This is a genomic window from Vibrio sp. 1288 (genome assembly GCF_033344475.1).
Genome location: NZ_JAWPOX010000082.1, coordinates 1 through 1,843, shown reverse-complemented (window position 1 = coordinate 1,843; position 1,843 = coordinate 1). Strand labels below are relative to the sequence as shown.

At 45.5% G+C, this 1,843-nt stretch carries 1 protein-coding gene; it reads right to left on the bottom strand.

Annotated elements, in window-relative coordinates:
* Positions 1-74 precede the first annotated feature (74 nt).
* A complete protein-coding gene (gene asnB, locus R8O11_RS24720; RefSeq protein WP_005454564.1) occupies positions 75-1,739 on the bottom strand; it encodes an asparagine synthase B in 1,665 nt (554 codons plus the stop codon).
* Positions 1,740-1,843: the final 104 nt, after the last annotated feature.

Genomic DNA, 1,843 nt, shown 5'->3' with positions numbered 1-1,843 from the left:
CACGCACCTCTTTTTGATCTTAACGTCAACAAGTTAAATAATTGGGCTGGATTGCTGCTCCAGCCCAATTCTGCTTAGTAAGCGTCGTTGTGAACGGTTTGCACTGCACGGCCTGAAGGGTCAACACAGTTCTTGAATGACTCATCCCACTCAATCGCTTTCGCTGATGAACACGCTACAGAAGGACCACCTGGTACACATTCTGCAGCTGATGGTAATGGGAACAACTCCTCAAAAATTTCGCGGTATACGTAACCTTCTTTAGTTGTTGGTGTGTTGTATGGGAAGCGGTACTGAGCCGTTTCCATCTGTTGATCGGTCACTTTCTCTTCTGCTACGGCCTTCAAAGTGTCAATCCAGCTGTAACCTACGCCATCAGAAAACTGCTCTTTTTGACGCCAAGCGATTGAGTCTGGTAAGTAATGCTCAAAACATTCGCGAAGAATGTGTTTTTCCATCTTACCGTTGCCACACATTTTGTCTGCAGGGTTTAGGCGCATTGCGACGTCAATGAACTCTTTATCCAAGAATGGTACACGGCCTTCAACGCCCCATGCCGCCAACGATTTGTTCGCACGGGCACAGTCAAACATGTTTAGAGCCAGCAGTTTACGAACCGTTTCTTCGTGGAACTCTTTTGCGTTTGGCGCTTTGTGGAAGTACAAGTAGCCACCGAAGATTTCATCAGCGCCTTCACCAGAAAGCACCATTTTGATGCCCATTGCCTTGATTTTACGGCCCATGAGGAACATCGGTGTTGAGGCACGAATCGTTGTTACGTCATAAGTCTCGATGTGGTAAATCACGTCACGAATAGCATCCAAACCTTCTTGAATGGTGTATGTCATTTCGTGGTGAACGGTGCCAATCTTTTCTGCCACTTCACGTGCTGCTTTTAAGTCTGGAGCGCCTTCAAGACCAACCGCAAAAGAGTGAAGTTGAGGCCACCATGCTTCTGACTTTTCATCGTCTTCGATACGCATCGCAGCATAGCGTTTTGCTACCGCAGATGTGATGGATGAATCCAGACCACCAGATAGTAGTACGCCGTATGGTACGTCAGTCATTAGTTGACGTTTCACCGCTGCTTCCAGTGCTTCTGTTAGTTCTTCTTTACTCGTGCTGTTACCTTGAACAGCAGCATATTCGTTCCAGTCACGGATGTAGTAACGCTGAGGTTCTGCATCTTTTGAGCTGTAGTGCGAACCTGGAGGGAATTCGCTGACTGTTTTACAAACGGGTACGAGTGCTTTCATTTCGGAAGCGACGTAGTAGTTACCGTGTTCATCGTAACCTTGGTAAAGAGGAATGATACCGATATGGTCACGACCTACTAGGTACTCATCTTTTTCTTCATCGTACAGTACGAAAGCAAAAATGCCGTTTAGCTCTTCAAGAAGATCAGCACCCATGTCTTGATACAGCGCTAAAATAACTTCACAGTCAGAGTCTGTTTGGAATTCGTACTTGCCTTCGTAGCGAGCGCGAATCTCTTTGTGGTTGTAGATCTCACCGTTAACGGCAAGGATTAGTTTTTTATCAGGGCTGTATAGTGGTTGAGCACCGCTATTTAGACCAACGATAGCCAAGCGCTCGTGAGCTAGGATTGCTCTTTCTGAAGAGTAGATACCAGACCAGTCAGGGCCACGGTGACGAAGCTTTTTCGACATTTCTAACGCGATAGGACGCAGTGCCGCTGCATCACTTTTAATGTCTAAAATCCCAAATACTGAACACATACAACATCCTTTCTAAACTAAACAATTTCTAATCGGTATGGATTCAATTTGCCATTCTGAGTAAAAAAAGCAACGTTTTGTGATTAAAAAAATGATAAAAGGCC

Bases quoted from the DNA above. Each gene is read 5' to 3' on its own strand.
- asnB (WP_005454564.1), bottom strand. From the start codon at position 1,739: ATGTGTTCAGTATTTGGGATTTTAGACATTAAAAGTGATGCAGCGGCA.